At 54.9% G+C, this 791-nt stretch carries 1 protein-coding gene; it reads left to right on the top strand.

The window, feature by feature from the left end; translation table 11 throughout:
• Positions 1-63: 63 nt before the first annotated feature.
• Complete coding sequence (locus AC07OD_RS28100; RefSeq protein ID WP_494598550.1) at positions 64-462, top strand: DUF2750 domain-containing protein; 399 nt, start codon at positions 64-66, stop codon at positions 460-462.
• Positions 463-791: the final 329 nt, after the last annotated feature.

The raw sequence follows: 791 nt of genomic DNA, 5'->3' as shown, positions 1-791 counted from the left end.
CGGCCAGAAGCTGCCACTCACGAACCTACCTCCTCACTTTTTGGTCGGAGCAAAAAGGCCCCCATGTCATATCTACTAAGACCGCAGGAAATGGCTTCGGTTTCCGGATTGCCTGCTGAGGAGCGGCTGCGACATTTCATCAAGCGAATTGCAGATTGGGAGGAGGTTTGGAGCCTGCGGAACCAAGACGGCTGGGTCCTGAGCAGTACGAATGGAGCAGACGAGATTGCCCCCGTTTGGCCCCATCCCGATTACGCCGGTGCTTGTGCTACGGGACCGTGGGTAGACTGTGAGCCCGCTTCAATAACCCTTGAGGCCTTTCAGCAGCGTTGGCTTCCCGGCATGTCGAAGGACCACAGGTCTGTGGCCGTTTTCTCAACACCCCATTCTGCGGGCATAGTGATGAGCGCAGAGACACTGAGCCAAGCTATTCAAGCCGAGCTGGACGAAAACTACTCCTGACGGCCAGGAGCGGAAATTCACGATTTGTCGAATACCTCAATAGCCGAGCGAGTGCTGGAAATTGCGGACAAGTACGCTACTGGCTTAGCTCCCGCGAGCGCAATTGCCGCAAGTCTTGAGCTACATCTTTCGGCGCTTGAAGGCGTCCCCAAAGACTTGCAGGACAGGCTTCATGCGTTGTCTATTTTGGTTATCGCAGAAGATGTTTCGCCACAAGAAGCGGAGGAGCTCGGAATGCTACCTTGCAGCAATTCACTATCTGAGCTTCGGAGGATTCTTCGCCAACTTTGAGCGAGAAACAGATGAGCATCCCTGTCTGCTTTGGGCCC

It is taken from the genome of Acidovorax sp. GW821-FHT10E03 (genome assembly GCF_059415205.1).
The sequence above is the reverse complement of the archived record's forward strand: the minus strand, read 5'-3'. Positions and strand labels throughout refer to the sequence as shown.